At 70.9% G+C, this 23242-nt stretch carries 19 protein-coding genes; 9 read left to right on the top strand and 10 right to left on the bottom strand.

Going from position 1 to position 23242, the window contains the following annotated elements; translation table 11 throughout:
• Positions 1–20: 20 nt before the first annotated feature.
• Entirely contained in the window at positions 21–572 is a 552-nt protein-coding gene (locus JYK04_RS26615; RefSeq protein ID WP_189732999.1) for a GNAT family N-acetyltransferase, read from the bottom strand.
• 190 nt (positions 573–762) lie between these two features.
• Here JYK04_RS26615 and JYK04_RS26610 point away from each other — a divergent pair, with 190 nt between their 5' ends.
• Positions 763–1122: a hypothetical protein gene (locus JYK04_RS26610; protein ID WP_189733001.1), complete on the top strand. Its 360-nt coding sequence runs from the start codon at positions 763–765 to the stop codon at positions 1120–1122.
• Between the two features lie 11 nt (positions 1123–1133).
• Here the strand turns inward: JYK04_RS26610 and JYK04_RS26605 are convergent, their stop codons facing one another.
• The gene (locus tag JYK04_RS26605) at positions 1134–1610 is read right to left on the bottom strand and encodes a macro domain-containing protein (RefSeq protein ID WP_189733003.1); all 477 of its coding nucleotides are present in this window, start codon (positions 1608–1610) and stop codon (positions 1134–1136) included.
• 1247 nt (positions 1611–2857) lie between these two features.
• Complete coding sequence (locus tag JYK04_RS26600) at positions 2858–3091, bottom strand: hypothetical protein (protein WP_189733005.1); 234 nt, start codon at positions 3089–3091, stop codon at positions 2858–2860.
• A 465-nt stretch (positions 3092–3556) separates the two neighbouring features.
• On the opposite strand from JYK04_RS26600, the gene JYK04_RS26595 reads away from it, so the two are divergent.
• The 3 genes from JYK04_RS26595 to JYK04_RS26585 all read left to right on the top strand — a co-directional run bounded on the left by JYK04_RS26595 (position 3557) and on the right by JYK04_RS26585 (position 6148).
• Positions 3557–4768, top strand: coding sequence for a pyridoxal phosphate-dependent aminotransferase (locus JYK04_RS26595; protein ID WP_189733007.1), 1212 nt, complete (start codon positions 3557–3559; stop codon positions 4766–4768).
• A 123-nt stretch (positions 4769–4891) separates the two neighbouring features.
• Positions 4892–5284 (top strand): SCO4983 family protein, encoded by a 393-nt coding sequence (locus JYK04_RS26590; RefSeq protein ID WP_189733009.1) that lies wholly within the window; start codon positions 4892–4894, stop codon positions 5282–5284.
• Between the two features lie 210 nt (positions 5285–5494).
• Positions 5495–6148, top strand: a complete 654-nt coding sequence (locus JYK04_RS26585) for an RDD family protein (protein ID WP_189733011.1) — start codon at positions 5495–5497, stop codon at positions 6146–6148.
• A gap of 45 nt (positions 6149–6193) precedes the next feature.
• Here the strand turns inward: JYK04_RS26585 and JYK04_RS26580 are convergent, their stop codons facing one another.
• Positions 6194–6616 carry a hypothetical protein gene (locus tag JYK04_RS26580; protein ID WP_189733013.1) on the bottom strand — a complete coding sequence of 141 codons (423 nt, stop codon included), beginning with the start codon at positions 6614–6616 and terminating at the stop codon, positions 6194–6196.
• 143 nt (positions 6617–6759) lie between these two features.
• Here JYK04_RS26580 and JYK04_RS26575 point away from each other — a divergent pair, with 143 nt between their 5' ends.
• From JYK04_RS26575 to JYK04_RS26560, 4 genes are read left to right on the top strand one after another with little or no spacing between them, the layout of a single operon-like run.
• Entirely contained in the window at positions 6760–7854 is a 1095-nt protein-coding gene (locus tag JYK04_RS26575; RefSeq protein ID WP_229874967.1) for a substrate-binding domain-containing protein, read from the top strand.
• Positions 7851–9038, top strand: coding sequence for a toxic anion resistance protein (locus tag JYK04_RS26570; protein WP_189733016.1), 1188 nt, complete (start codon positions 7851–7853; stop codon positions 9036–9038). Before JYK04_RS26575 ends, JYK04_RS26570 begins: the two co-directional genes overlap by 4 nt.
• Positions 9035–10687: a substrate-binding and vWA domain-containing protein gene (locus JYK04_RS26565; RefSeq protein ID WP_373297356.1), complete on the top strand. Its 1653-nt coding sequence runs from the start codon at positions 9035–9037 to the stop codon at positions 10685–10687. Before JYK04_RS26570 ends, JYK04_RS26565 begins: the two co-directional genes overlap by 4 nt.
• Positions 10674–11285 (top strand): hypothetical protein, encoded by a 612-nt coding sequence (locus tag JYK04_RS26560; RefSeq protein ID WP_189733018.1) that lies wholly within the window; start codon positions 10674–10676, stop codon positions 11283–11285. Before JYK04_RS26565 ends, JYK04_RS26560 begins: the two co-directional genes overlap by 14 nt.
• A gap of 114 nt (positions 11286–11399) precedes the next feature.
• On the opposite strand, the gene JYK04_RS26555 is transcribed toward JYK04_RS26560, so the two are convergent.
• Positions 11400–13238, bottom strand: coding sequence for a phosphoenolpyruvate carboxykinase (GTP) (locus tag JYK04_RS26555; RefSeq protein WP_189733023.1), 1839 nt, complete (start codon positions 13236–13238; stop codon positions 11400–11402).
• Positions 13239–13458: 220 nt separating this feature from the next.
• Here JYK04_RS26555 and trhA point away from each other — a divergent pair, with 220 nt between their 5' ends.
• Positions 13459–14172 carry a PAQR family membrane homeostasis protein TrhA gene (gene trhA, locus JYK04_RS26550; protein ID WP_373297357.1) on the top strand — a complete coding sequence of 238 codons (714 nt, stop codon included), beginning with the start codon at positions 13459–13461 and terminating at the stop codon, positions 14170–14172.
• Between the two features lie 53 nt (positions 14173–14225).
• On the opposite strand, the gene JYK04_RS26545 is transcribed toward trhA, so the two are convergent.
• The 5 genes from JYK04_RS26545 to JYK04_RS26525 all read right to left on the bottom strand — a co-directional run bounded on the left by JYK04_RS26545 (position 14226) and on the right by JYK04_RS26525 (position 23194).
• Positions 14226–16643: a galactose oxidase family protein gene (locus JYK04_RS26545; protein ID WP_189733027.1), complete on the bottom strand. Its 2418-nt coding sequence runs from the start codon at positions 16641–16643 to the stop codon at positions 14226–14228.
• A 23-nt stretch (positions 16644–16666) separates the two neighbouring features.
• Positions 16667–17836 carry a glycosyltransferase gene (locus tag JYK04_RS26540; protein ID WP_189733029.1) on the bottom strand — a complete coding sequence of 390 codons (1170 nt, stop codon included), beginning with the start codon at positions 17834–17836 and terminating at the stop codon, positions 16667–16669.
• Between the two features lie 6 nt (positions 17837–17842).
• Positions 17843–19540, bottom strand: a complete 1698-nt coding sequence (locus JYK04_RS26535) for an ArnT family glycosyltransferase (RefSeq protein WP_373297358.1) — start codon at positions 19538–19540, stop codon at positions 17843–17845.
• Positions 19537–20898 carry a glycosyltransferase gene (locus JYK04_RS26530; RefSeq protein WP_189733031.1) on the bottom strand — a complete coding sequence of 454 codons (1362 nt, stop codon included), beginning with the start codon at positions 20896–20898 and terminating at the stop codon, positions 19537–19539. The genes JYK04_RS26535 and JYK04_RS26530 overlap by 4 nt, the downstream gene beginning before the upstream one ends.
• A 241-nt stretch (positions 20899–21139) precedes the next feature.
• Entirely contained in the window at positions 21140–23194 is a 2055-nt protein-coding gene (locus tag JYK04_RS26525) for a thioredoxin domain-containing protein (RefSeq protein WP_189733033.1), read from the bottom strand.
• Positions 23195–23242 lie beyond the last annotated feature (48 nt).

Raw genomic sequence — 23242 nt, 5'->3', positions numbered from 1 at the left:
CTCCGCCCGGCCCGGAACGGTCAGAACGTCGGCGCGGCGACCGCGCTGTACGTGCGCCCGCCCGCGACGTAGTCGCCCAGCGGGACCATGCCGAAGCCGTCGACGTGCACCTTCCAGGACGGCACGTTCCCGGCCTCGATGAAGGCGACCACGGCTTCCGCACGCTCCGAGGCCGCCGCCACGCCCATGGTGAACAGCGCCCGGGCCACACCACGCCCCCGGTACGCGGCGGCGACCACGACCGGCCCGTAGAGCAGCCACCGCGCCTCGGCCAGCGGGTGCCCCTGCCACTCCAGGGCTTCCTGGGCCTGGAGCAGGCCCGCGACCGGCGGCGACGGGTCGGCCAGAGCCTCGGGCGCCGACAGCGCGAGCAGCCCGGCGATCCGGCCCGCGTCGTCCGCGACCAGCAGCTCGCGCGCACCGGCCATCGCCCGCAGCACGCCGACGTCGAAGCGGCCCTGCACGAAACCCTGCTCCGCCCGCTGCCGTTCCGTCAGCGCGTCGTGGTGGTTGGCGGCGAAGAGCTCAGCCATGGCGGGCGCGTCGGCCTCGCTGGCGTACCGGTACTCCATCCCGCGATCGTGCCACGCCCCCACGGCCGGACCGTGCCGCCGACACCGGGGCCTACGGGTGACACGGGGGCGGTGTTGAACACGTTCAATGTTCTGGCAGTATGACCTCCGGTGAACCTGTCGGAACAGCGGGAACGCGAATCCGTCTGCCCTCGCGACCGGTCGCCACGAGTCCGGAGGTCGGCACGACATGGGCCTTCCCATGCTTGTCCTCGGCTTTGTCCTCTGGCTCGCCGTCACGCTCGCGGCCCTGGCCGTGACCCTCACGGCGAGCGCGGTCCTCGGGTACGCGACCGTCGCGGTGAGCGGCAGGCTGCCCCTTTGGGCCAGGATCACGCTGCTGGCGGTCCTGGCCGCCGCTTCCTCGGCGGCGTGGGTGAGCGCCCTGGGTTTCTGGGCCATCTGGCGGCCGGCCGCCCTGGCACTGCCGTTCCTCACGGCAGTCACCTCGGGGGCCGCCTTCCTCGCACGCGAAGCACACAAGCGGCGCGCACCCCGGATCCCGGCGTCGGCCTGGCCCGCCCACCGGCCGCCGTTCGCCGGTCGCTGAGGACGCGCGACTCACCCGTGGTCGTACACGGTCACTTCCACGTCGCGCGCACACAAGGTCCCGGTGATCAGCGGCTCGATGCGCGACCACGTACCGCCCGCGAGTCCGCACCCGATGCGCGGCATGTGCACACTCGCCCCGAGCTCGACCGCATGACCGGCGAGCGCGGCAAGGCACCGCTCCACGGCGTCGTAACGAATGGGCGGCCCCCCGCTCCCGGTCCGGATGCCGCGCTGCCCGACCATGTTGGCCACCCACACGTCGGGCTTCACCCGCACCAGCTGCACGGCACCCAGCCCGAAGTCGTTCCCGCTGCGCCCCCGATGCCACGCCCGGTACTCGGCCTCAGGCTCGGCCCACCGCTTCGAAACGGCCACCACGAAGCCCTTCCCCCACCCCCCGAGGTCGTTGCAGACATGCGCGACGACCTTGGGCCCCTTGGCCTGGGGGCTCGTCGCATCCCCGGCAATGATCCTGAGCGGCTTCACACCTCGAACGGTATTCGCCACCACTGACACCCCGAGGAACGAACGGGGGCGGCGGCGAGGCGGGGCGGGGCGGGGCTGCGGCGGTCGGGAGCCACTTGGCCGGCATCAGGGAGGGGTTGGGGGTTTCCCGTCAGTCCCATCGTCCCTCCGGGGCGGGACGGTCCCTCAAGGGCGCTCCTTCGTCACGTCGCTTCGCGATGACCTTCGGCCACCCTTGACCGACCGTCCCGCCCCGGAGAAACGAAAGACTGCCGGGAAGCCCCCAAAGGAACGAGCCGGAGGATCCTTTCCAGGGACGGGCCCGTCAGAGATGCCCAGCCCCGTTCCGGTGGGGCATGTCCGGCAGGCGGGGTCATCGAGACCAGAGCCCTGGTCGGTGGGGCGCGCCAGATCGCTACCCGCTCCTCATCTCTCAGCGTCCGACGACCGTCTTGGGCTGGACATAGGCCGCCCACGAGCTCGGTCCACCGCTCGACCTGCGTCCGACGACCGGCCGTGGCCGGACATAGGCCGCCCACGACCCGCAGGCGCTCCTCCCGGGAGGCGTCTGACGCCTGGCAGGGGCCGACCGCCTGCACTTCGCCTGATCCGTAGTGGAGCCGGGTCAGTGCGAGCAGGACACCACAAAGCCGCCACCAAACATGGGCAATTGAGGCAAAGGGTCGGCCTTTCGGGGCGCCCACGTGCGCTGACCCGCATCCACTGCGGAATAGCCGCTGTCTCACGCTTTTCCACCCCGGACAGCCGTCAGACGCCTCCCGGGAGGAGCGCCTGCGGGTCGTGGGCGGCTTATGAACAGCGACAGACGGTCGCCGGACGCCGTCAGTGATGGGCATCAGAGGTCGTGGGCGGCCTATGTCCAGCCCAAGGCGGTCGTCGGACGCTGAGAGGTGAGGAGCGCGTAGCGATTGGACGCGCCCCTCGCCCCGGGCCCTGGTCTGGATCGCCCCGTCTCCTGCTCGCCCCTCACGCTGAACCGGGCTGGGCAACTCTGGCCGCCCCGTCCTGATCCTTGAACGCCCGGCCCGTTCCTTTGGGGGCTTCCCGGCAGTCTTTCGTTTCTCCGGGGCGGGACGATCGGTCAAGGGTGGAGCGCAGCGACATCGCGAAGCGACGCGAGGAACGAGCGCCCTTGAGGGACCGTCCCGCCCCGGAGGGACGATGGGACTGACGGGAAACCCCCAACCCCTCCCTGATACCGGCCGACAGGCTCCCGACCACCGAAGCCCGACCCCGCCCCGCCCTCCTCAGAGGTACTCGCGGGCGAACTCCACCGCCCATTCCACCGCCGCCAGGGGGACGCTGCCCGAGTGGGGGTCGATGGCGAGGCGGGCCGAGTCCCAGTCCTGGTCGTGTTCGCGGAAGATCGCGAAGCGGGCCTCCTCCAGGACTCCTTCCGGCCTGACCAGGAACTCGATCGCCCGGTCGTCGCCATCCGTACCGACCGTGGCGATCTCCATGTCGCCGACTACGAAAACCACTGTCCCGCGCTCCTCAGTTGCCGCTCTACACGTGCACCAGCCAGACGAGCGCCATGAAAATCGCTCCTGCCGCCACGAGGGCGCCCGCCACGGCGACGACGACCGCGGCGACCCGTTCGGTTCCCCCGGCGGTGCTCCGCCGGCTTCCACCCGCCCTGGTTCATGCGCCCAGCCTCCACCGCGGCACGGGCGCCCACATGAGTGTGCGTACTCATCCGGGGTACTCATGCGGCCTACCCGGTCATGTGCGATCCACCCGGCCACCTGGGGTGACGAGCGCAACACCATGCGCTCGCGCAGGCCCGCGCCCCACTCATTCCGCAGGTCGGAACGCGGGCGCGGCCCCGGATTCCAAGGGGGGACCACGTCCCCACCCACCCATTACCCGAAGTGGGACAAACCACCCTTCGGGCTTCTCCTCGAAAACACACGTCAAGCTCGCACCCGGGCCCGTAAGCTCCCGTCATGCAGGTGATCCAGTCAACCAAACTCGCCAATGTCTGTTACGAGATCCGCGGCCCCGTGCTCGAAGAGGCGATGCGGCTCGAAGCAGCAGGTCATCGCATCCTCAAGCTCAACACGGGCAACCCCGCGGCCTTCGGCTTCGAGTGCCCTCCGGAGATCCTTGAGGACATGCTCCGCAACCTGGGCACCGCCCACGGTTACGGTGACGCGAAGGGGCTGCTCTCCGCGCGCCGCGCGGTCATGCAGCACTACCAGACCAAGGGCATCGACCTGGACGTCGAGGACATCTACCTCGGCAACGGCGTCTCCGAGCTGATCCAGATGTCGATGCAGGCGCTGCTCGACGACGGCGACGAGGTCCTGGTCCCCGCGCCGGACTACCCGCTGTGGACCGCCTCCGTGTCCCTCGCCGGCGGCACGGCCGTGCACTACCGCTGCGACGAGCAGGCCGACTGGATGCCCGACCTCGCCGACATCGAGCGCAAGGTCACCGATCGCACCAAGGCGATCGTCATCATCAACCCGAACAACCCGACCGGCGCCGTCTATGACGAAGAGATGCTGCGCGGGCTCACGGACATCGCGCGCCGCCACAACCTGGTCGTCTGCTCGGACGAGATCTACGACCGGATCCTGTACGACGGCGCCGTGCACCACAACACCGCCGCCATCGCCCCGGACCTACTGACGCTGACCTTCAACGGGCTCTCGAAGAACTACCGCGTCGCCGGCTACCGGGCCGGCTGGATGGCGGTCTGCGGACCCAAGAAGCACGCCGCCTGCTACATCGAGGGCCTCACGGTCCTGGCGAACATGCGCCTGTGCGCGAACATGCCCTCGCAGCACGCCGTGGCCACCGCGCTCGGCGGCCGGCAGTCGATCGAGGACCTGGTCCTGCCCGGCGGGCGGATCCTGGAGCAGCGCAACGTCGCGTACGACCTGCTCACCCAGATCCCGGGCGTCACCTGCGTGAAGCCGAAGGGCGCGCTCTACGCCTTCCCGCGGCTGGACCCGTCCGTCTACAAGATCAAGGACGACCGGCAGATGGTCCTGGACCTGCTGCGGGCCGAGAAGATCATGGTGGTGCACGGTACGGGCTTCAACTGGCCCGAGCCCGACCACTTCCGGATCGTGACGCTGCCGAACGCCAAGGACCTGGCCGACGCGGTGACCCGGATCGGGAACTTCCTCGACGGCTACAGCCAGCTGTAGCGGCGCACGGTGCGACTCGCCGGAGTCCAGCCGGCGAGACACGCCCCCCAACAACAGGATTCAGCTCAACTTTAGAACCAATCCAATGTAGGATGGTCTCCTGACCACGCAGGAGGCCACCTCATGTACGAGCCGATCCGCACGAAGCCGGTCGTCCACCGCATGGGCGCCACCCCGGCCGACTACCCGCACAGCAGCCGCGGCGAAGCACTGGACATCCAGCTCGCCGGCCACCTCGCGGCCCTGCTCGCCGTCACCGACGAGCTCGGGCTCGACGAGGACGCCGCGGAGATCGCCGCCCAGGTCGCACGACTGCGCGGGGCCCAGCCCGCCCGTGCGCCGCGCCCTTCCGCCGAGGACGCCGCCGCGCTCCACCAGCGCGCCCACGACCTCGCCGCCCGCGCGCTCCTCGTCGCCGCGTCCCGTGCCGACACCACCGTCGCGATCCTCGCCGCCGAGCGCATGGACGCGCACGCCGCCGCCCTGAAGTCCTCGGACCTGGCCGGCGCCCTCTAGACGGCCCCGGTCCGGGGCCGCGGAGGCTCCGGACCGGGTGCCACGCTCCGTGCGCGAAGGCCTACGGCAGGGGCGGAAATTGGACAGAATCCGGTGCTCCGAACACGATGAGGGCTGAAAGATCGCGGTTGCACGGGGGAGGCCGCTCCACATGCTCCATCTCCTCCACTGTGCTTCGTCCCCGTTCGAGCATTCTGGAGAGATTCGCGCATGAGTTTCGGCGACCCGAACAACCCCTACGGTCAGCAGCCCCCGCAGGGTCAGCCCGGCCACCCGCAGCAGGCCCCGCAGGGAGTGCCGCCGCAGTACGGCTACCCGCAGCAGCCGCCGCAGGGCGCCGCCCCGCAGTACGGCTACCCGCAGCAGGCCCCGCCGCCGTACGGCGCGTACCCGCCGCCGGGGATGCCCGTGCCGGGCATGCCGGGCTCGGGGATGCCGCCGCTGGCCCACTGGGGTCTGCGCGTGGGCGCCGCCCTGCTCGACGGACTGATCATGGCGGGCCCGATGTACGCCCTGATCGGTGTCGGCGCGGCCGTCGCCAGCGACGAGTCGACCGAGGCGATCGCCGGCGTCCTCAGCCTGATCGGCACGCTGTACTTCTTCGGTATGGTCCTCTTCCAGATCTACAAGGAAGGCACCACCGGCCAGACGATCGGCAAGAAGGTCGTCGGCATCAGTGTGCACCGCGAGGCCGACGGGGCCACGCTCGGCTTCGGCATGGCGTTCGTCCGCAAGCTGGCGCACTTCCTCGACGGCATCGCCTGCTACATCGGCTACCTGTGGCCGCTGTGGGACGAGAAGAAGCAGACCTTCGCCGACAAGGTGTGCAGCACCGTCGTCATCAAGGTGAACAAGAACGGCTGATCGCCCCACGGTGAGGACCGGTGGCGACCCCTGCGCCATGCCTTCTCAGGCCGCCCGCGCGAACTCCGCGCCGGCGACCCCGCACCAGGGCACCGTCGCCACCGGCCACACCGGGCCGACCGCCTCCCCGTACTCGGTCTCGCCCGGCGCCACGCCGGGGATCTTCACCAGCGCCTGCGCGGCCCGCGCCTGCGGGTCCGCTTCGGCGCGGTCGCGGAACTCCACCGTGACGACGTACGCGCCGGGGCCCTCGGCCCGCCCCGCCGCCTCCACCGCGGCCACCACCCGGCGGCTGGCCGGATCGATTCGGCACCCGGTGACCCGTACGTCCTCCACCGCGGGCCGCGGCGGCGCCTGCGGCGGATCGCCGCCGCTCGCCCACACGTACAGACCCAGCGGGGCGAACACCAGCAGCCCGGCCACCGTCACCAGGCCGACCAGCCAGCCCTGCCATTTCAACGTGCTCACGCCCATGCCCCGATCCTCCCGGGCCGCCGCCCCTCCCACCAGCACCCGAGGGCCCACACAGCATTTCGAAGTGGGACCGCCTGGACACCTGACGTTCATTCAAATCGGCGCGGAATGTGGGTTTCCGCGAGCACGCTGCACCCGTGAGACGCATCCTAGGAATCGTCCTGGGCCTCCTCCTGATCGGCGGCGTGCTCTACGTCGTCGCGTTCCAGGGGCAGGATCACCCAGAAACCACGGCAACGAAGACCGTGCGTGGCGTCATCGGCTCGGAGAAGTCCGAATTCTTCCGCGACCCCGACGTCGTCAAGGCCCTTGCCGCCAAGGGCTACACCGTCAAGACGGAGACCTCGGGCTCCTGGGCGATGGACCAGCTCGCCCTCAAGGAGTTCGACTTCGCCTTCCCCAGCAGCAGTGAACCCGCCAAGGAGGTCGCGGCCGCCGCCGGACTCAAGGGGGCCCAGGAGACCAAGCCGTTCTTCTCCCCCCTCGTCGTCATCGCCCGCCCCGGCGCGGCCAAGGTGCTGGCCGACAACGGCCTCGCCAAGATGACCGGCACGCACTCCGGGACCCTGCTCATGGGGCCCTTCCTCACGGCCTCCGGCGAGGACCGCACCTGGCAGCAGCTGCCCGGCTCCGCGGCCCACGCCGAGCTGACCGGCACGGTGTTCATCAAGACCACCGACCCGTCCTCCTCCAACTCCGGCGCCCTCTTCCTCGCCGCCACGTCCAACGTGGCGAACGGCAACACCGTGGTCGCCGACGACGCCGGCATCGCCCGCACCGCGCCGCTGATGCGCAAGCTGATCTCCGTCCAGGGCGCGCTGGAGCCCAGCACCGACGACCCCTTCCGGGCCTTCATCAGCGGCAGCGGCGAACCGCTGATCCTGGTGTACGAGTCCCAGGTGGCCTCGCTGCTGATGCAGAAGCAGGATCCGGGCGACATGGTCGTGCTCTACCCGGACACCACCGTCAACTCGGCGCACACCTTCGTGCCGCTGACCGAGCGGGCGAGGGAGCTGGGCACGCTCCTCGCCACCGATCCGAGGCTGCGCGAACTGGCCGTGCTCCGCGGGTTCCGCCCGCAGGAGGGCGTGGCCGAGTTCACCGCCGCGACCGCACCGCACACCGCCTACCTCAACACGGGGCTGACCGGCATCCGCCAGGTCGGCACACCCACCGTCAAGATCCTGATGGCGCTGGCCCAGCGCGCCAAGGGCCAGGGGGACACGCCATGACACTGACACCGCCCGAGGACACGTCCTTCCACCTGAGCCCTCCGGAGCCCGTCGCCCCCGTACGCAAGGAGCAGGCCGCCGGGCTGGTCCCGCTGCAGGACGGCGTCCGCGAGGAGATGGCCCGCCGGGCCGCGGAGTACATCGGCTCGCTCGCCTCGATCGACACCCGCTCCCCCGAATTCGCGCAGCGCATCGGCGAGATAACCGGCCTCGGCCAGGCCGACATCCGCAGCGCCGCCCAGCAGTCCAACCGGATGCTGGAGCGGGCCGTGCGCTCGCTGGGCCCGGACGGCGGCGGCGACGCCCAGGCCCGGGTCGCCGGCTCCCTGGTGGAACTGCGGCGCACGGTCGAGGACCTCGACCCGCGGGACACGCCCGCCAAGGGGGCCCGCAGGCTGCTGGCGAAGCTGCCGGGCGGCAACAAGTTCCGCGACCACGTGGCGAAGTACGCCTCCTCACAGGCCACCCTCAACAAGATCGTGGGCTCGCTGCGCAGCGGCCAGGACGAACTGCGGCGCGACAACGCGGCCCTGCACACCGAGCGCTCGCGCCTGTGGGAGACGATGGGCAAGCTCCAGGAGTACGCGGTCCTGACCGAGGCCCTGGACGGTGCCGTCGGGCAGCGGGTCGCCGAGGCGGAGCACACCGATCCGGGCGCGGCCGACGCGCTGCGCGCGGACGTGCTCTTCCCGGTCCGGCAGAAGCACCAGGACCTGCTGACGCAGCTGGCCGTCTGCGCGCAGGGCTACCTGGCGATGGACGTGGTCCGGCGCAGCAACGACGAGCTGATCAAGGGCGTCGACCGGGCCGCCACCACCACCGTGTCCGCGCTGCGGATCGCCGTGATGCTGGCCTCGGCCCTCGACCACCAGCGCAAGGTGATCGAGCAGGTCAACGCCCTGAAGGGGACCACCGAGGAGCTGATCCGGGGCAACGCGGAGATGCTGTCGACGCAGAGCGGCGAGATCCAGCGGATCGCAGCCGATCCGGCGGTGGGCGCGGAGACGCTGCGGACGGCGTTCGCGCAGATCTACAAGACGCTCGACGCGATCGACACGTTCAAGGTGCAGGCGACGGAGAACATGGCGGCGACGGTGGAGTCGCTGGCCGGTGAGCTGCAGAGCGCGTCGGCGTACCTCGCGCGGACGCGGACCGCCGGTGCGCTCGAGGGCGGTGCCCTGTGAGCGGGGCCGAGCGGGTCCGGGTCGCGGGAACCCCGCAGCCGGGGCGTCGGCGGGCCTGGACGGGCTTCGCACTCGCCCTCGCCGTGCTCACCGCGGCGACGGCCTGCACCTCCGGGGGTGCGGCCGGGCCGACGGAAACGGCCTACAAGGAGGGCACGCTGCGGGTGCTGGCCTCCAGTGAGCTCGCGGACATGGAACCGGTGCTGGAGCAGGCCCGGAAGGCGACCGGGGTCACCGTGAAACTCACGTGGTCCGGGACGCTGGACGCCGCCGAGCAGGTCGCCTCCGGGCAGGCCGACGGCAAGTACGACGCGATCTGGCTCTCCTCCAACGACTACCTGCGGCTGCGGCCGGAGGCGGCCGGGAAGCTCACCAGCGAGACCCCGGTGATGTCCTCGCCCGTCGCCCTCGGCGTGAAGCCGGAGGCGCTGGCCCGGCTCGGCTGGAAGCCCGGGGAGGTCACCTGGCCGGCGGTGCACGAGGCCGTCGCCGCCGGGAAGCTGACGTACGGGATGACCGACCCGGTGCGCTCCAACTCCGGTTTCTCCGCGCTGGTCTCGGTGGCCTCGGGGCTGTCGGGCGCGCAGGCGGCGCTGAGCGACGCGGACGTGCAGACGGCCACGCCCCGGCTGAAGGAGTTCTTCGCCGGGCAGAAGCTGACGTCGGGCTCCTCGGGCTGGCTCGTCACCGCGTACGGCAAGCGCGGGGACGTGGACGCGCTGGTGAACTACGAGTCGGTGCTGCTGTCCATGAACCGGGACGCGAAGGACGCCGGGGCTCCGCTGACGGTGGTCCGGCCGCGCGACGGTGTGGTCACGGCCCACTATCCGCTGACGCTGCTGACCTCGGCCCCGGCCGGGGCGCGTGATGCGGGGCGGGCGCTCACGGAGTACCTGCGGGGGCCGCAGGCGCAGAAGGCGATCACCGAGCAGACCTTCCGCCGCCCGGTCGCGGCCGGGGTGGCGCCGGCCGCCGGACTGGACGCCGAGAAGCGGCGCGAGCTGCCCTTCCCGGGGTCGCGGTCGGTCGCCGACGGGCTGCTGGCCTCGTACGAGAACGAGCTGCGCCGGCCCTCGCGGACGGTGTACGTGCTGGACACCTCGGGTTCGATGAGCGAGGAGGACCGGATCGGGCGGCTGAAGTCGGCGCTCACCGATCTGACGGGCAGTGGCAGTTCGGGCACCGGGCAGCGGTTCCGGGACCGCGAGGAGGTGACGCTGCTGCCCTTCGGGTCGAAGGTGAAGAAGGTGAACACGCACGTGGTGGAGCCGGGCAATCCGGGGCCGGCCCTGGACGCGATCCGCCGCGACGTGAAGTCGCTGGAGCCGGACGGGGGGACGGCGGTCTACGGCAGCCTGGAGGCGGCGTACCAGCAGCTGGGCAAGGGCGGTACGGACGCCTTCACCTCGATCGTGCTGATGACGGACGGGGAGAACACGGAGGGCGTCGGGGCCAAGCACTTCGACTCCTTCTACGCGGCGCTGCCCGAGGCACAGAAGCGGACGCCGGTCTTCGCCGTGCTGTTCGGCGACTCGGACCGCAAGGAGCTCACCCACATCACCGAACTGACCGGCGGGCGGCTCTTCGACGCCACCGGCGGGAACGGTTCGCTGGCCGGAGCCTTCGAGGAGATCCGTGGCTACCAGTAGGGCGACCGGGGTCCTGAAGTACCTGGAGTCGAAGAAGAACCTGGCCGGCTCCGCCTGCGGCGTGGCCGGCCTGGCCCTCACCCTCGCCGGGGTGGCCGGTGCGTACTGGCCGGTGGTGGTCGCGGGGCTGTACGGGGCGGGCGCGCTGATCGCCCCGCCGGAGCGGACGGCGCCGCCGCCCTTCGATCCGCGGGAGGAGCTCGGCGTACTGCGCGAGGACCTCGGGCGGCTGCGGGCGTACGTGGACGGGGTGGAGCTGCCGTCGGGGGCGCAGGAGGCGCTCGCCGGACTGCTGGAGCTGTACGGGGCGCTGCTGGAGCCGGGGTGGGTGGCCGATGTGCTGGTGACCGATCCGGAGGCGGTGCACGCGGTGTCCCGGGCGGTCCGGCAGGACGTGCCGGAGAGCGTGGACGCGTACAACCGGACCCGCTGGTGGAGCCGGCTGACGCCGGGCGGCGAGTCGCCGGAGCGGCACCTGGAGCGGCAGCTGGGGCTCCTGCGCGAGGAGGCGGAAAGAGTGACGGCGGACCTCCGTGAAACAGAGGCCCGCCGTCAGCAGACGCACACGGCCTACCTGGAGGAGCGCGGACGCTCCTGAGGTCGGTCATGTGCTGCGGTGGGAACCGCTTGGTCGGGGGCTCCCACAGCGGTGGGACGCCGCTTGGTCGGGGGCTCCCACGTTCATCGGCCCTTCTTCAGGGCGCGTCCTGGCTCAGCCCAGGCGCTCCACGAGTGCGTGGTACTGGTCCCACAGCTCCTTGGGAGTGTGGTCGCCGTAGGTGTTGAGGTGCTCGGGTACCAGGGCGGCCTCCTCGCGCCAGACCGTCTTGTCGACGGTGAGGAGGAAGTCGAGGTCCTCGGCCGGGAGGTCCAGGCCGTCGAGGTCGAGGGAGTCCTTGGTCGGCAGGATGCCGATGGGGGTCTCCACGCCTTCGGCGGTGCCGTCGAGGCGGCCGACGATCCACTTCAGGACGCGGCTGTTCTCGCCGAAGCCGGGCCACACGAACTTGCCCGCGTCGTTCTTGCGGAACCAGTTCACGTAGTAGATCTTCGGGAGCTTGGCCTGGTCCTTGTCCGCGGCCACCTTGACCCAGTGGGCCATGTAGTCGCCCATGTTGTAGCCGCAGAACGGCAGCATGGCGAAGGGGTCGCGGCGCAGTTCGCCGACCTTGCCCTCGGCGGCGGCGGTCTTCTCGGAGGCGATGTTCGAGCCGATGAAGACGCCGTGGTTCCAGTCGAAGGACTCGGTGACCAGCGGCACGGCGGAGGCGCGGCGGCCGCCGAAGAGGATCGCGGAGATCGGGACGCCCTTGGGGTCCTCCCACTCGGCGGCGATCGTCGGGCACTGGGAGGCCGGGACGGCGAAGCGGGCGTTGGGGTGGGCGGCCGGGGTCTCCGAGTCCGGAGTCCAGTCGTTGCCCTTCCAGTCGATGAGGTGCTTCGGCGCCTCTTCGGTCATGCCCTCCCACCACACGTCGCCGTCGTCGGTGAGCGCGACGTTGGTGAAGACGGTGTTGGCGTACATGGTCTTCATGGCGTTGGCGTTGGTGTGCTCGCCGGTGCCGGGGGCGACGCCGAAGAAGCCGGCCTCGGGGTTGATCGCGTAGAGGCGACCGTCCTCGCCGAAGCGCATCCAGGCGATGTCGTCGCCGATGGTCTCGACGGTCCAGCCGGGGATCGTGGGCTCCAGCATGGCCAGGTTGGTCTTGCCGCAGGCGGACGGGAAGGCGGCGGCAATGTACGTCGGGGTGGCCTCGGTGTCGCCCTCGCCGGCCGGCGGGGTGAGCTTGAGGATCAGCATGTGCTCGGCGAGCCAGCCCTCGTCGCGGGCCATGACGGACGCGATGCGCAGGGCGTAGCACTTCTTGCCGAGGAGGGCGTTGCCGCCGTAGCCGGATCCGTAGGACCAGATCTCGCGGGTCTCCGGGAAGTGCGAGATGTACTTGGTGGTGTTGCAGGGCCACGGCACGTCGGCCTCGCCCTCGGCGAGCGGAGCGCCGAGGGTGTGGACGGCCTTGACGAAGAACCCGTCGGTGCCGAGCTCGTCGAGGACGGCCTTGCCCATGCGGGTCATGGTGCGCATGGCGACCGCGACGTAGGCGGAGTCGGTGATCTCGACGCCGATCGCGGAGAGCTCGGAGCCGAGGGGGCCCATGCAGAACGGGACGACGTACATCGTCCGGCCCTTCATGGAGCCGCGGAAGATGCCTTCGCCGCCGGCGAAGATCTCCTTCATCTCGGCGGGGGCCTTCCAGTGGTTGGTCGGGCCCGCGTCCTCCTCCTTCTCGGAGCAGATGAAGGTCCGGTCCTCGACGCGCGCGACGTCGGACGGGTCGGAGGCGGCGTAGTACGAGTTCGGGCGCTTCGTCTCGTCGAGCTTCTTGAACGTGCCCTTGGCGACGAGCTCCTCGCACAGGCGCTCGTACTCGGCCTCGGAGCCGTCGCACCAGACGACGCGGTCCGGCTGGGTGAGGGCTGCGATCTCGTCCACCCAGGAGATCAGCTCCTGGTGAGTCGTCGGGATGGTGGGAGCCGCGTTGTCGCGCGCCACGATTGCTCCTTGTTGAGGGGTGTGTTTGGTGTTTGCCCCGTGGGGGCTGCGACCCGGACGCTTCGCGCTCCGCTCATCCGGTGCCGACCGCACTCATCTGATCATCCGGTGGATGTGCGCATATGTCCAGAGGGCCTCTCACGTGAGCATTGCCACGTCCGTCAATCTTCCGTAAAGACCACTAACGGAAACCTACGGACCCGTAGGTAGCATGGCGCGCATGACTTCTGATGCCGCCGCCGTCCCGGCCGCCGAGGCCACACCGGTAGTCGAGGCCCTGGAGGCGGCGGAGACCGCCCTGGAGGAGAAGCCGCTGATGCGCGGCTGGCTGCACCTCGGGATGTTCCCCGCCGTGGTCATCGCGGGCCTGGTGCTGATGGCCTTCACCGACTCCACCCGGGCCCGCGTCGCCTGCGGCGTCTACGTCCTCACGGCCTGCCTGCTCTTCGGCGTCAGCGCGGTCTACCACCGCGGCACCTGGGGGCCGCGCGGCGAGGCCATCCTGCGACGGCTCGACCACGCCAACATCTTCCTGATCATCGCGGGCACCTACACCCCGCTGACCGTCCTGCTGCTGCCGCCCTCCACCGGGCGGACCCTGCTGTGGGCGGTGTGGATCGCGGCCGCCGCCGGCATCGCCTTCCGGGTCTTCTGGGTCGGCGCCCCGCGCTGGCTCTACACGCCCTGCTACATCGCCATGGGCTGGGCGGCGGTCTTCTTCCTGCCCGACTTCATGCGCTCCGGCGGGATCGCCGTCCTGGTCCTGGTGATCGTCGGCGGCCTCCTCTACAGCGTGGGCGGGATCATCTACGGCATGAAGCGCCCGAACCCCTCCCCGCGTTTCTTCGGCTTCCACGAGGTCTTCCACTCGCTGACCCTCGCGGCCTTCGTGGCCCACTACGTCGGCATCTCGCTCGCCGCGTACCAGCACTGACCCCGCCGCCCCGGGTGGGGTGGCGGGGTCGCGGTCCGTCGCCGGATCCGGCTTCAGCAGGCGTAGCCGTCGCGGTCGGGGTCCAGGCGCAGCGGATCGCTGCCGTTGACCTTGAGGCGCTTCGGGTACTGGTGGGCGGCCAGCCAGTCGCAGCGGGCCTTCGTCGTCTCCCGCACCTCGGCCGGGAAGCGGGTCGGTACGCACACGTTGGCCGTGCCGTAGTGCCGGTCGCAGCCGGCCGCGCTGGGCGCGACCGGGGCGGAGTCCCGCTGGGCCGGGTTCTCCTTGGCGGGCCCCAGCTTGTCGGCGAAGGTGTGCTCGTGCGCGGAGGGCTGCTCCTGGGTGGCCGCGAGCGCGGACGGGCCGCCGAGGTGCACCCAGGTCGCGATCGACGGGACGCCGTTCGCGTCGACCGCGAAGAGCATGTACCAGCCGGGCGGCGCCAGGTTGGGGTTGCTGGTGACGTTCAGGTCGATGGTCGTGCCGTTGACGACGGTCATCGGCAGGTCCACGAAGCGCTGGTTCGGGTCGGAGGAGTGGGTGACCGCCGCCGGACGGATCAGTTCCGCCTTGGCCACCGGCCGGTTGACGGTGATCCGCTGCGTGTCCCCGTACACCCACTGCGTGTCGATCACCGAGGTGATCTGCGGGCGGGCGCCCTTGAAGAGGTAGGGCGGGGTGTAGATCGACACGTTGTGGTTGTACGTCCCGTTGCCCGGGTTGTCGCCGACCGACATGACCCGGCCGTCCGGCATCAGGAACGACGCCGAGTGGTAGGTCCGCGGGATCGGGTCGGTGGCGAGACCCGCCTGGTAGGTGTTGGTCGTCGGGTCGAAGAAGGAGGCCTCGAAGACCGGGTCGGCCCGGTCGTGCAGCCCGCCGCCGGTCTCCAGCACCTTGCCGTCCGGCAGCAGCACCGCCGACACGAACATCTTGCCCTCGGCGCCGGTCTGCGGCCGCTTGCCCTGGCCCTGGTCGACCAGGCCCTGCGGGATCGGCGGGCCGGCCGTGTAGGCGGGACCGGGCTGCTTCAGGTCGATGATGTCGGTGAGCCGGTTGGCCGCCGGATTGCGCTCGTTGTTGCCGCCGCCGATGGTCAGCACCCGCTGGTCCTGGGCCGGGGGCAGCAGCACGCTCGCCGACTCGTCCCGCTCGTCCTTGTTCCGCAGGCCCGGTACGTCGGTGACGGTGTTGGCGTCGTAGTCGTAGATCGAGGCCCCGGTGCCCGGGGTGCCGTTGCCGAAGGTGTGGCTGCCCGAGTAGAAGAGCCGCCCGTCCTGCATCAGGATCATCGACGGGTACAGGCCCCAGTACGACCACGTCTGGTTGACCTGGTTCATCGGCAGCCACTTGTTCTGCGCCGCCGAGAACTTCTCCGCCGTCACATTGCCCGTGGAGTCCTCCTTCAGCCCGCCGAAGGAGATCACGTCACCGTTGCCGAGGATCGTCGCCGACGGGTACCAGTGCCCGCCGTTCATGTCGTTGGTCTTGGTGTACTTCTCGGTCGCCGGGTCGAAGGTGTACGAGTCCTTCAGCCCCTGGTAGCCGATCTTGCCGTCGGCCGACGGGTAGCCCTTGTTGCCGCTCATCACCAGCACCCGGCCGTCCGCCAGCTGCACGTGGCCCGCGCAGAACATGTCGACGGGGGTCGGGATCGTCTTGAAGGACCCGTTCGCCGGGTCGTAGACGGCGGAGGTGAAGGTGCCCGCGTTGAACTGGGCGATGTCGTTGCCCGAGCCGGCGATCAGCAGCACCTTTCCGTTCTTCAGCACGACCGCGTGCATCGAACGCACCGGGTTCTGCGCCGGGATCACCTGCCATGTGCCCTTGGCGCACTCCTCCGCGGTACCCGAACATGCCGGCTGCGGCGGGACGGCGCCCACCTCCTCCAGCGCGTAGTCGTCGGTGGTGAGCGTGCCCACCCCGTAGACCGACAGACCCCACGCGATCTTGTCGGTGCCCGGCGGGACGGCCGGCGTACGGACCTCCGTACGCGCCCATGCCGCGCTGACGGGCGGATTCTGCAGGTCGGTCCAGTACTGCCAGCCCGCCGTCGTGTCATGGCGGAACACGGTCACCGACACGTCCGGGGTGTTCGACTTGTACCAGGCGGACAGGTCGTACTGCCTGCCCGGCACGACGGTCGGGGCGCAGGTGCCGTTCTCCGTGACCAGCGCCTTGCGGTCGCCGTCCACGCGGCGCGTGAGCGAGACCTTCATCGCTTTGGTGCCGCCGTGCGCGTCGGCGACGGTGGCGAAGGTGAAGTCGTTGTCGCCCCAGCCGGACTTGGACCAGCAGGACGGCATGTCGGAGCCGGCGGCTCCGGCGGTCTCGAAACCGGGATTGGAGAGCAGATTGGGCGGACCGGCCGTGGCCTGCTGCGGTGCGGTGAGCAGCAGGCTCGCGGTCATCGCCCCGACGGCGAGCAGGGCGGCCCGCCGCCCTGCCCTCCGCCGGATCGTCAGACGCATGGAAAGGTTCCTTTCTGTGCGGCTCAACTCATGTTGTGACGCGGCAGATAGACGAGGGCCTCCGTGGCCGCGAACCGCAGGACGAAGGTCGTCACCAGGGCGAGGGCGGTGGCGGGCAGCACCTCCATCCCGAGCTCGGCGACGAACACCGCGATCAGCGGGATGCGCAGCAGCAGATCGGCGTTGGCGAGCAGCGCGAAACGCCCGACCCGGTCCGCCCAGTGGCGGTGCCGGCGCCGGTCGCGGAAGAGCAGGGTCTCGATGAGCAGGAAGTTCCACAGGACCCCCGCCTGGTTGGCGACGATCTCGGCCGGCAGGTAGTGCATGCCCGCATGGGTGAGCAGCCAGAGCGCGGCCAGGTTCGGGACGAAGCCGGAGAGCCCGATCAGCCCGAAGCCGATCATCCGGGCCAGCGGGGCGGCCGAGCGCAGCGAGGCGAGGTGGGCGAGGAAGCGCATGCCCTCGCGCGCGGTGGACTTCGACTCCCCCGAGAAGCGGTCCTGGAAGACGAACGGCACCTCGGCGACCTTGCCGGGGCGGCAGCGCACCGCCAGCTCCAGCAGGATCTTGTAGCCCAGCGGCTTCAGGGCCTCCGCGGTGACGACGGAGCGGCGCATCGCGAAGAAGCCGCTCATCGGGTCGCTGATCCCGCGCAGCGCGCGCGGGAAGAGCCCTTTCGTCAGCCAGGTCGCGGCGCGGGAGACGGCGACGCGGTAGCTCCCGGCGAGCCCGGCCCGGCTGCCGCCGCTGATGTAGCGGGATGCGACGACGAGATCGGCACCGGTGCGCATGCCCTCGCCGACGAGCTCGGGCACCAGGTGGGGCGGGTGCTGGAGGTCGGCGTCCATGACGACGACCCAGTCGGTGTCCGCGCGCTTGACCCCTTCGACGACGGCGCCGCCGAGCCCGCCGTCGGCCGTCTCCCGGTGCAGGACCGACACCGGGAAGGGGTGGTCGGCGGCGGCCTTCTCGATGACGGCCGGGGTGTCGTCCGTGGAGTCGTCCACGAACAGCACCTCGCAGGGCAGTTGCGCGGGGTCGGGCAGCGCGTCACCGAGCCTGCGCAGCAACTCGCCTACGTTTCCGGCCTCGTTGAAGGTCGGGATGATGAGGGTGACGCTGCCGGTCACCGCCTGCGGAAGGGTGAGGTCCGCATCGATCGGGGCATGGAGGGGCCACAGGTCCTCGCTCATACGCGCTCAGCTCCCACTCGTACGGTCGGTCCGGCGGATCTCGATGCGGTCCTCGCCCGAGCCGAAGACCGCCACCACCGCCGAATGCTCCAGCGCCGCCTTCACGTTGGGCAGGTTCACCGCGTCACGGCGCACGGTGGGCGAGGAGACGACGTAGTCGATGTCCTGCCAGCCCCGCGGCAGGGTCCGGGTGACGGCCGGGTCGAGATCCGCCTTGTAGAACCAGATCGCGCCGGGGCCGGGCTCGAAGCCGTGGTGCACCGCGTCCAGCCAGAGCGCGTCGTCCAGCAGCACCCGGGTGTTCGCCGGATCGGGGACCTCGCGGCCCAGCCAGGCCGCGGCCTGCCGGTACGGGGCGTTCGCGTCCACCGTCAGCGCCGTGCGGTCGCCGTCGTACCAGCGCGGCAGCACGTACGCCGCGGCCGACGCGGCGAGTACGCCGAGCAGCGCCCAGCGCGCCCACACCAGCGGCCTGCGCTCCCCCGGCCCGCGGCGGCGGCGCAGTACGGCGTGCGTGACACTGGCCGCGCCCCCGGCCAGGACGAGCGCGAGGAACGGCAGCGCCTGGATCACGTACATCGCCGGCAGGTAACCGGAGGGCCGCATCGCGACGGCGGCGAGGATCACGGCGGCGAGCGCGGGGCCGGCCAGCGCGCGGGCGGTGACCGACCAGCGCAACGTGGCCAGCAGCAGGACGGCGCCGGCCAGCCCGCCGAGCGGCAGGACGGTGTCGTAGTAGAGCCAGGACCGGAACACGCCGTTCGAGCCGGAGCCGGGCGTGAGGATGAAGCCGGAGCCCTCGCGGCCCATCTGGTAGGTGATGCCGTCGATGAGCGAGACGTGCCCGGAGCCGGGCAGCAGCTCGCCGTTGAGCAGGGCGTACAGCGGGTACGACAGCCCGATCAGCGCACAGGCGGTGATCGCTCCGGTGACCGCGAACTTACGGGTGTCGCGATGGCTGTGGCGCCACATCGTCACCAGCAGCGCCGGGAGCACCACCAGCATCGTCTCCTTGGTCAGGACGGCGGTGGCGGCCGCCAGCCCGGAGCCGAAGTGGTGCCACAGGTGGCGGTTCGGGGACGCGGCGAGGCAGAACGCCAGCAGCATCCACATCACGGCGAGGTTGTCGAGGAAGATCTCCCGCTGGAGGACCACGGAGAGCGGCGACAGCCCGAAGAGGGCCATCGCGAGTCCGGCGGCCCAGCGCGGCAGCCACAGCCGGCGCGCCAGGACGTACAACAGTACGGAGGAGGCGGCGGAGACGGCGAGCATCGAGAACCGCATCGGGGCGACGGTCATCCAGTCGGGCACGAACAGCGACGGCAGGTACGTCAGGCCCGCGATCTGGATCCAGCCGAGCGGCGGATGGTCGTACCAGTACGTGTAGTGGGCGAGGCCGTCGCCCTGCTGGACGGCCCAGGCCTGCGCGAGGTACGTGCCCTCGTCGTCGCTCAGGGTCGGGAAGTTCGTGATGTTCCAGCCCTGGACCAGCACGATCACCAGCAGCAGGGCGCCGCACAGCAGCAGGTCGGGGCGGGAGGAGCGGAAGCGCACGAGCGGGCGGGCGGGCGCGGCCGGGCGTACGCCGAGGCCGCCGGTGGCGGGCGCCCGCCGGGCCGGGACGGTGGGGGTCCCGGTCTCGGGCCGGGTCCCGGGCTGGGTCTCGGGCTGGGGATCAGTGGCCGTGGGCAGGGTGGCGGTCACTGGCGGCTGTCCTCTCGGATCGCGGTGGAGGCGGAGACGACACCGGATGCGGCGGTGGCGGGAACGGGCACGGCGGCGGGCGGGGCGGCGGGCACGGCGGCGGCGGGCGCGGTGTCGGTCGCGGTCAGGTGGGCGCCGGTGTGGCTGGTCAGCTCCCACTCGTTGCGGCCGCGCTGCTCGCGCCAGACCGCACGGATCGCGGCCCCCGCGAGCATCACCTGGTAGAACGGGCCGCCGACGACGAGCTTGACGTAGTGCACGAGACGGACGCGCAGACCGTACTGGCGGCCGAAGTCGTGCAGGCCGACGATCTCGAACACGAAGGTCACCATCGCCGTGATCATGGGGAGGAAGGTGATGATCGCGATGCCGACCGGCACGTCGAGGAGGACCGCGACGGCGAAGTTGAGCGGAATGATCACTCCGGAGGCGGCCTGCATGAAGGGCGTCATCAGCGTGTAGCGGGCCAGCCAGCGCTGGCCTCGGCCCGGCAGCTGCTGCCAGTCCTTCTTCCGGTACACCTGAAGGAACCCCTGGTTCCAGCGGGTGCGCTGCTTGAGCAGGCTCACCAGCGAGCCGGGCGTCTCCTCGCGGGTGACCATGTCGGAGTCGTAGGCGACGACCACCTTCTTGCCGACCGACGACAGCCGCACCCCGAGGTCGCAGTCCTCGGCGAGGCAGTTCTGGTCCCAGCCGCCGGCCTCGCGCAGCACCTCGGTGCGCACGAAGACGGTGTTGCCGCCGAGCGGGATGAAGCCCTTCTCGGCGTGCAGGTGCAGCCGGGAGCGGAACCAGAAGAAGTACTCCAGGCAGTTGCGCAGGCTGTACCAGCTGGAGTGGAAGTTGATGAGCTGGACCCCGCCCTGGACCACGTCGGCGCCGGTGGAGCGGAAGGCGTGGTCGACGTGGGCGAGCAGCTCGGGGTGGACCTGGTCCTCGGCGTCGAAGACCCCGACGATGTCACCGCGGCAGGACGGGAGGGCGGTGTTGAGGGCCTTCGGCTTGTTCTTCGTCTCGTGGTGGTCGACGACGACCCGTACGCGGGCCGGCGCGCGGGCGGCGGCCCGTTCGGCGACGGCCGCCGTCCCGGGGTCGTCGTGTCCGACGATCACGATGATCTCGTAGTCGGTGTGGCTCGACTCCAGCAGCCGGTCGATGGTGTGCTCCAGGACCGCCTGCTCGTGGCGGGCGGGCAGCAGCAGCGAGAAGGCGAGGCGGCCCTCCCCGTCGGGGCGGTCGAAACGCGTGGAGGCGAGCACCTCGGGGGTCCGCCACGCGTGCATCTGCCACCAGAGCGTGAACGCGGCCATCCAGAAGAGCGCCAGGGAAATGACAACAATGAACACAGATGTGTACAAAAAGTCCCCCACAGACCCGCCGCCCCCCGGCGGCGATCAGCAAACCCCCCGGGGGCTCACGGCGGGCCCCCCGGCCCGCCGCCCCCGCTTCCCCCTTGCGCGCACCCCCCAGTACGCCGTCTCGGTGACTCCCGAAGCTACGAGATTAGGCAGTGAACATGACACTCAGCCGCATCGTCGATAAAGAGCTTGTTTCTCAACTCATGTACGCGCAACCGGAATTGACGCTACTCCGACAGCTTCAGGGGCGAATCGCACCCAACTGCTCGGCCAGCTCGACCGGATCCGTCGTAGGCCGCGCGCAGACGAAATGTCGACAGACATACGCCGTCGGAAGGTCGTGCACGAGTGTGCGCTCGGCAAGAAGGGGGAATTCGCCGTCGTCGCCGTCCGCCGCGCGCGGCAGACCGGCCGCCACCACCGCCCCAGGAGCCGTCCCCAGCAACGCGGTCCGGTGCAGCAGCGCCAGCGCCGGATCCTCCGGATGGCCGACGACCGCCACCTCACGCGGCCCGTCCAGGAGCGCCTCGGCCACCGACAGCCCGTGCCCGATGAAGCGCGGCACCCGCGGCCCGAGCGCGTGCACCACCCCGAGCGCCCGCTCCGCCGCCGTACGGTGCGCCTGGGATCCGGTGTGCGCCGCGTACGAGAGCAACGCGCCCGCGGCGGCCGTCCACCCCGACGGGGCGGCCGTGTCCGTCGGATCCTGCGGCCTGCGGATGAGCTTCTCCGCGTCGTGCGCCGTGTCGTACAGCGACCCGTCCTCGGCGGCGAACCGGTCCAGGACCAGGTCGGCGAGGAACCCGGCGAACTCCAGCCAGACCCCCTCGCCGGTCACGGACGCCAGCGCGAGGAAGCCCTCCGCCACGTCGCCGTAGTCCTCCAGGACCCCGTCGTTGGCGCCGGCCCGCCCGTCCTTGCTGGTGCGCGACAGCCGCCCCCGGCCGTCCATGTGCACGCGCACCAGCAGATCGGCCGCCTCGGTCGCCCGCTCCACCAGGTCGGGCCGCTCGAAGTACGCCCCGCACTCGGCGAGCGCGGCGATCGCCAGTCCGTTCCACGCGGCGACGATCTTGTCGTCCCGCCCGGGCGCGGGTCGCCGCCCCCGCGCGGCCAACAGCCGCTCCTTGATCCCGGCGAGCCTGCCCGCCTCCACCGCGGGCCCGTCCTGGGGGAGCTGCAGCACGGACGTCCCGTGCTCGAAGGTCCCCTCCTCGGTCACCCCGAAGTACCCGGCGGCCAGCTCCCCGTCGGCCTCCCCCAGCACCTCGCGCAGCTGGGCGGGGGTCCAGGCGTAGTAGGCCCCCTCCACGTGCTCCCCGGTCAGCGGGTCCTCGCTGTCGGCGTCGAGCGCGGAGGCGAAGCCGCCTTGGTCGGTACGCAGCTCCCGGACCATGAAATCGGCGGTCTCCAGCGCGACCCGCCGCGCGAGATCGGACCCGGTGGCGCGCCACAGGTGCGCGTACACCCGGCACAGCAGCGCGTTGTCGTAGAGCATCTTCTCGAAGTGCGGAATTTTCCACTCCCGATCCACGGAGTACCGCGCGAAGCCGCCCCCGAGCTGGTCGTAGATCCCGCCGCGCGCCATCGCCTCGCACGTGTCCGCGGCCATCTGGAGCGCGCCCTCGGACCCGGTGCGCGCGTGGTGGCGCAGCAAGAACTCCAGCACCATGGACGGCGGGAACTTCGGCGCCCCGCCGAATCCGCCGTACACGGCGTCGTACTCCCGCGTCAGCCCGAGCAGTGCCCTCGCGAGCTCCTCGGGGCCGGGCGTCCCGGACTTTCCGTAGTCCAACTCCCGCCCGGCCAGATCCCGTACGATCCGCTGCGCGACCTCGGCGACCTCCTCGGGCCGTCCCACCCAGGCGGTCCGCACCCCTTCGAGCACCTGCATGAAGGAGGGCATCCCCTGCCGGGGCTCGGGCGGGAAGTAGGTCCCGAAGTAGAAGGGCTCGGCGTCAGCGGTCATGAAGACGGTCATGGGCCAGCCACCCTGCCCGGTGGCAGCCTGTACGGCCTCCATGTAGACGGCGTCGACGTCGGGGCGCTCCTCGCGGTCCACCTTGATGTTGACGAAGTGTTCGTTCATGTAGGTGGCGGTCAGTTCGTCCTCGAAGCTCTCGCTGGCGAGGACATGACACCAGTGGCAACTCGCATAGCCGACGCTGAGGTGCACGGGCACTCCGCGCTCACGTGCCTCCGCGAAGGCCTCGGGCGACCACGGCCACCAGTCGACGGGATTGTCGGCGTGCTGGAGGAGGTAGGGGGAGGTCTCGTTCGCGAGGCGGTTCGGCATGGGATCATCCTGCCGCACCGCGCACGATGTGGACTCGTGGCGGCGCCC

This window comes from Streptomyces nojiriensis, from assembly GCF_017639205.1.
GTDB lineage: Bacteria > Actinomycetota > Actinomycetes > Streptomycetales > Streptomycetaceae > Streptomyces > Streptomyces nojiriensis.
The sequence above is the reverse complement of the archived record's forward strand: the minus strand, read 5'-3'. Positions and strand labels throughout refer to the sequence as shown.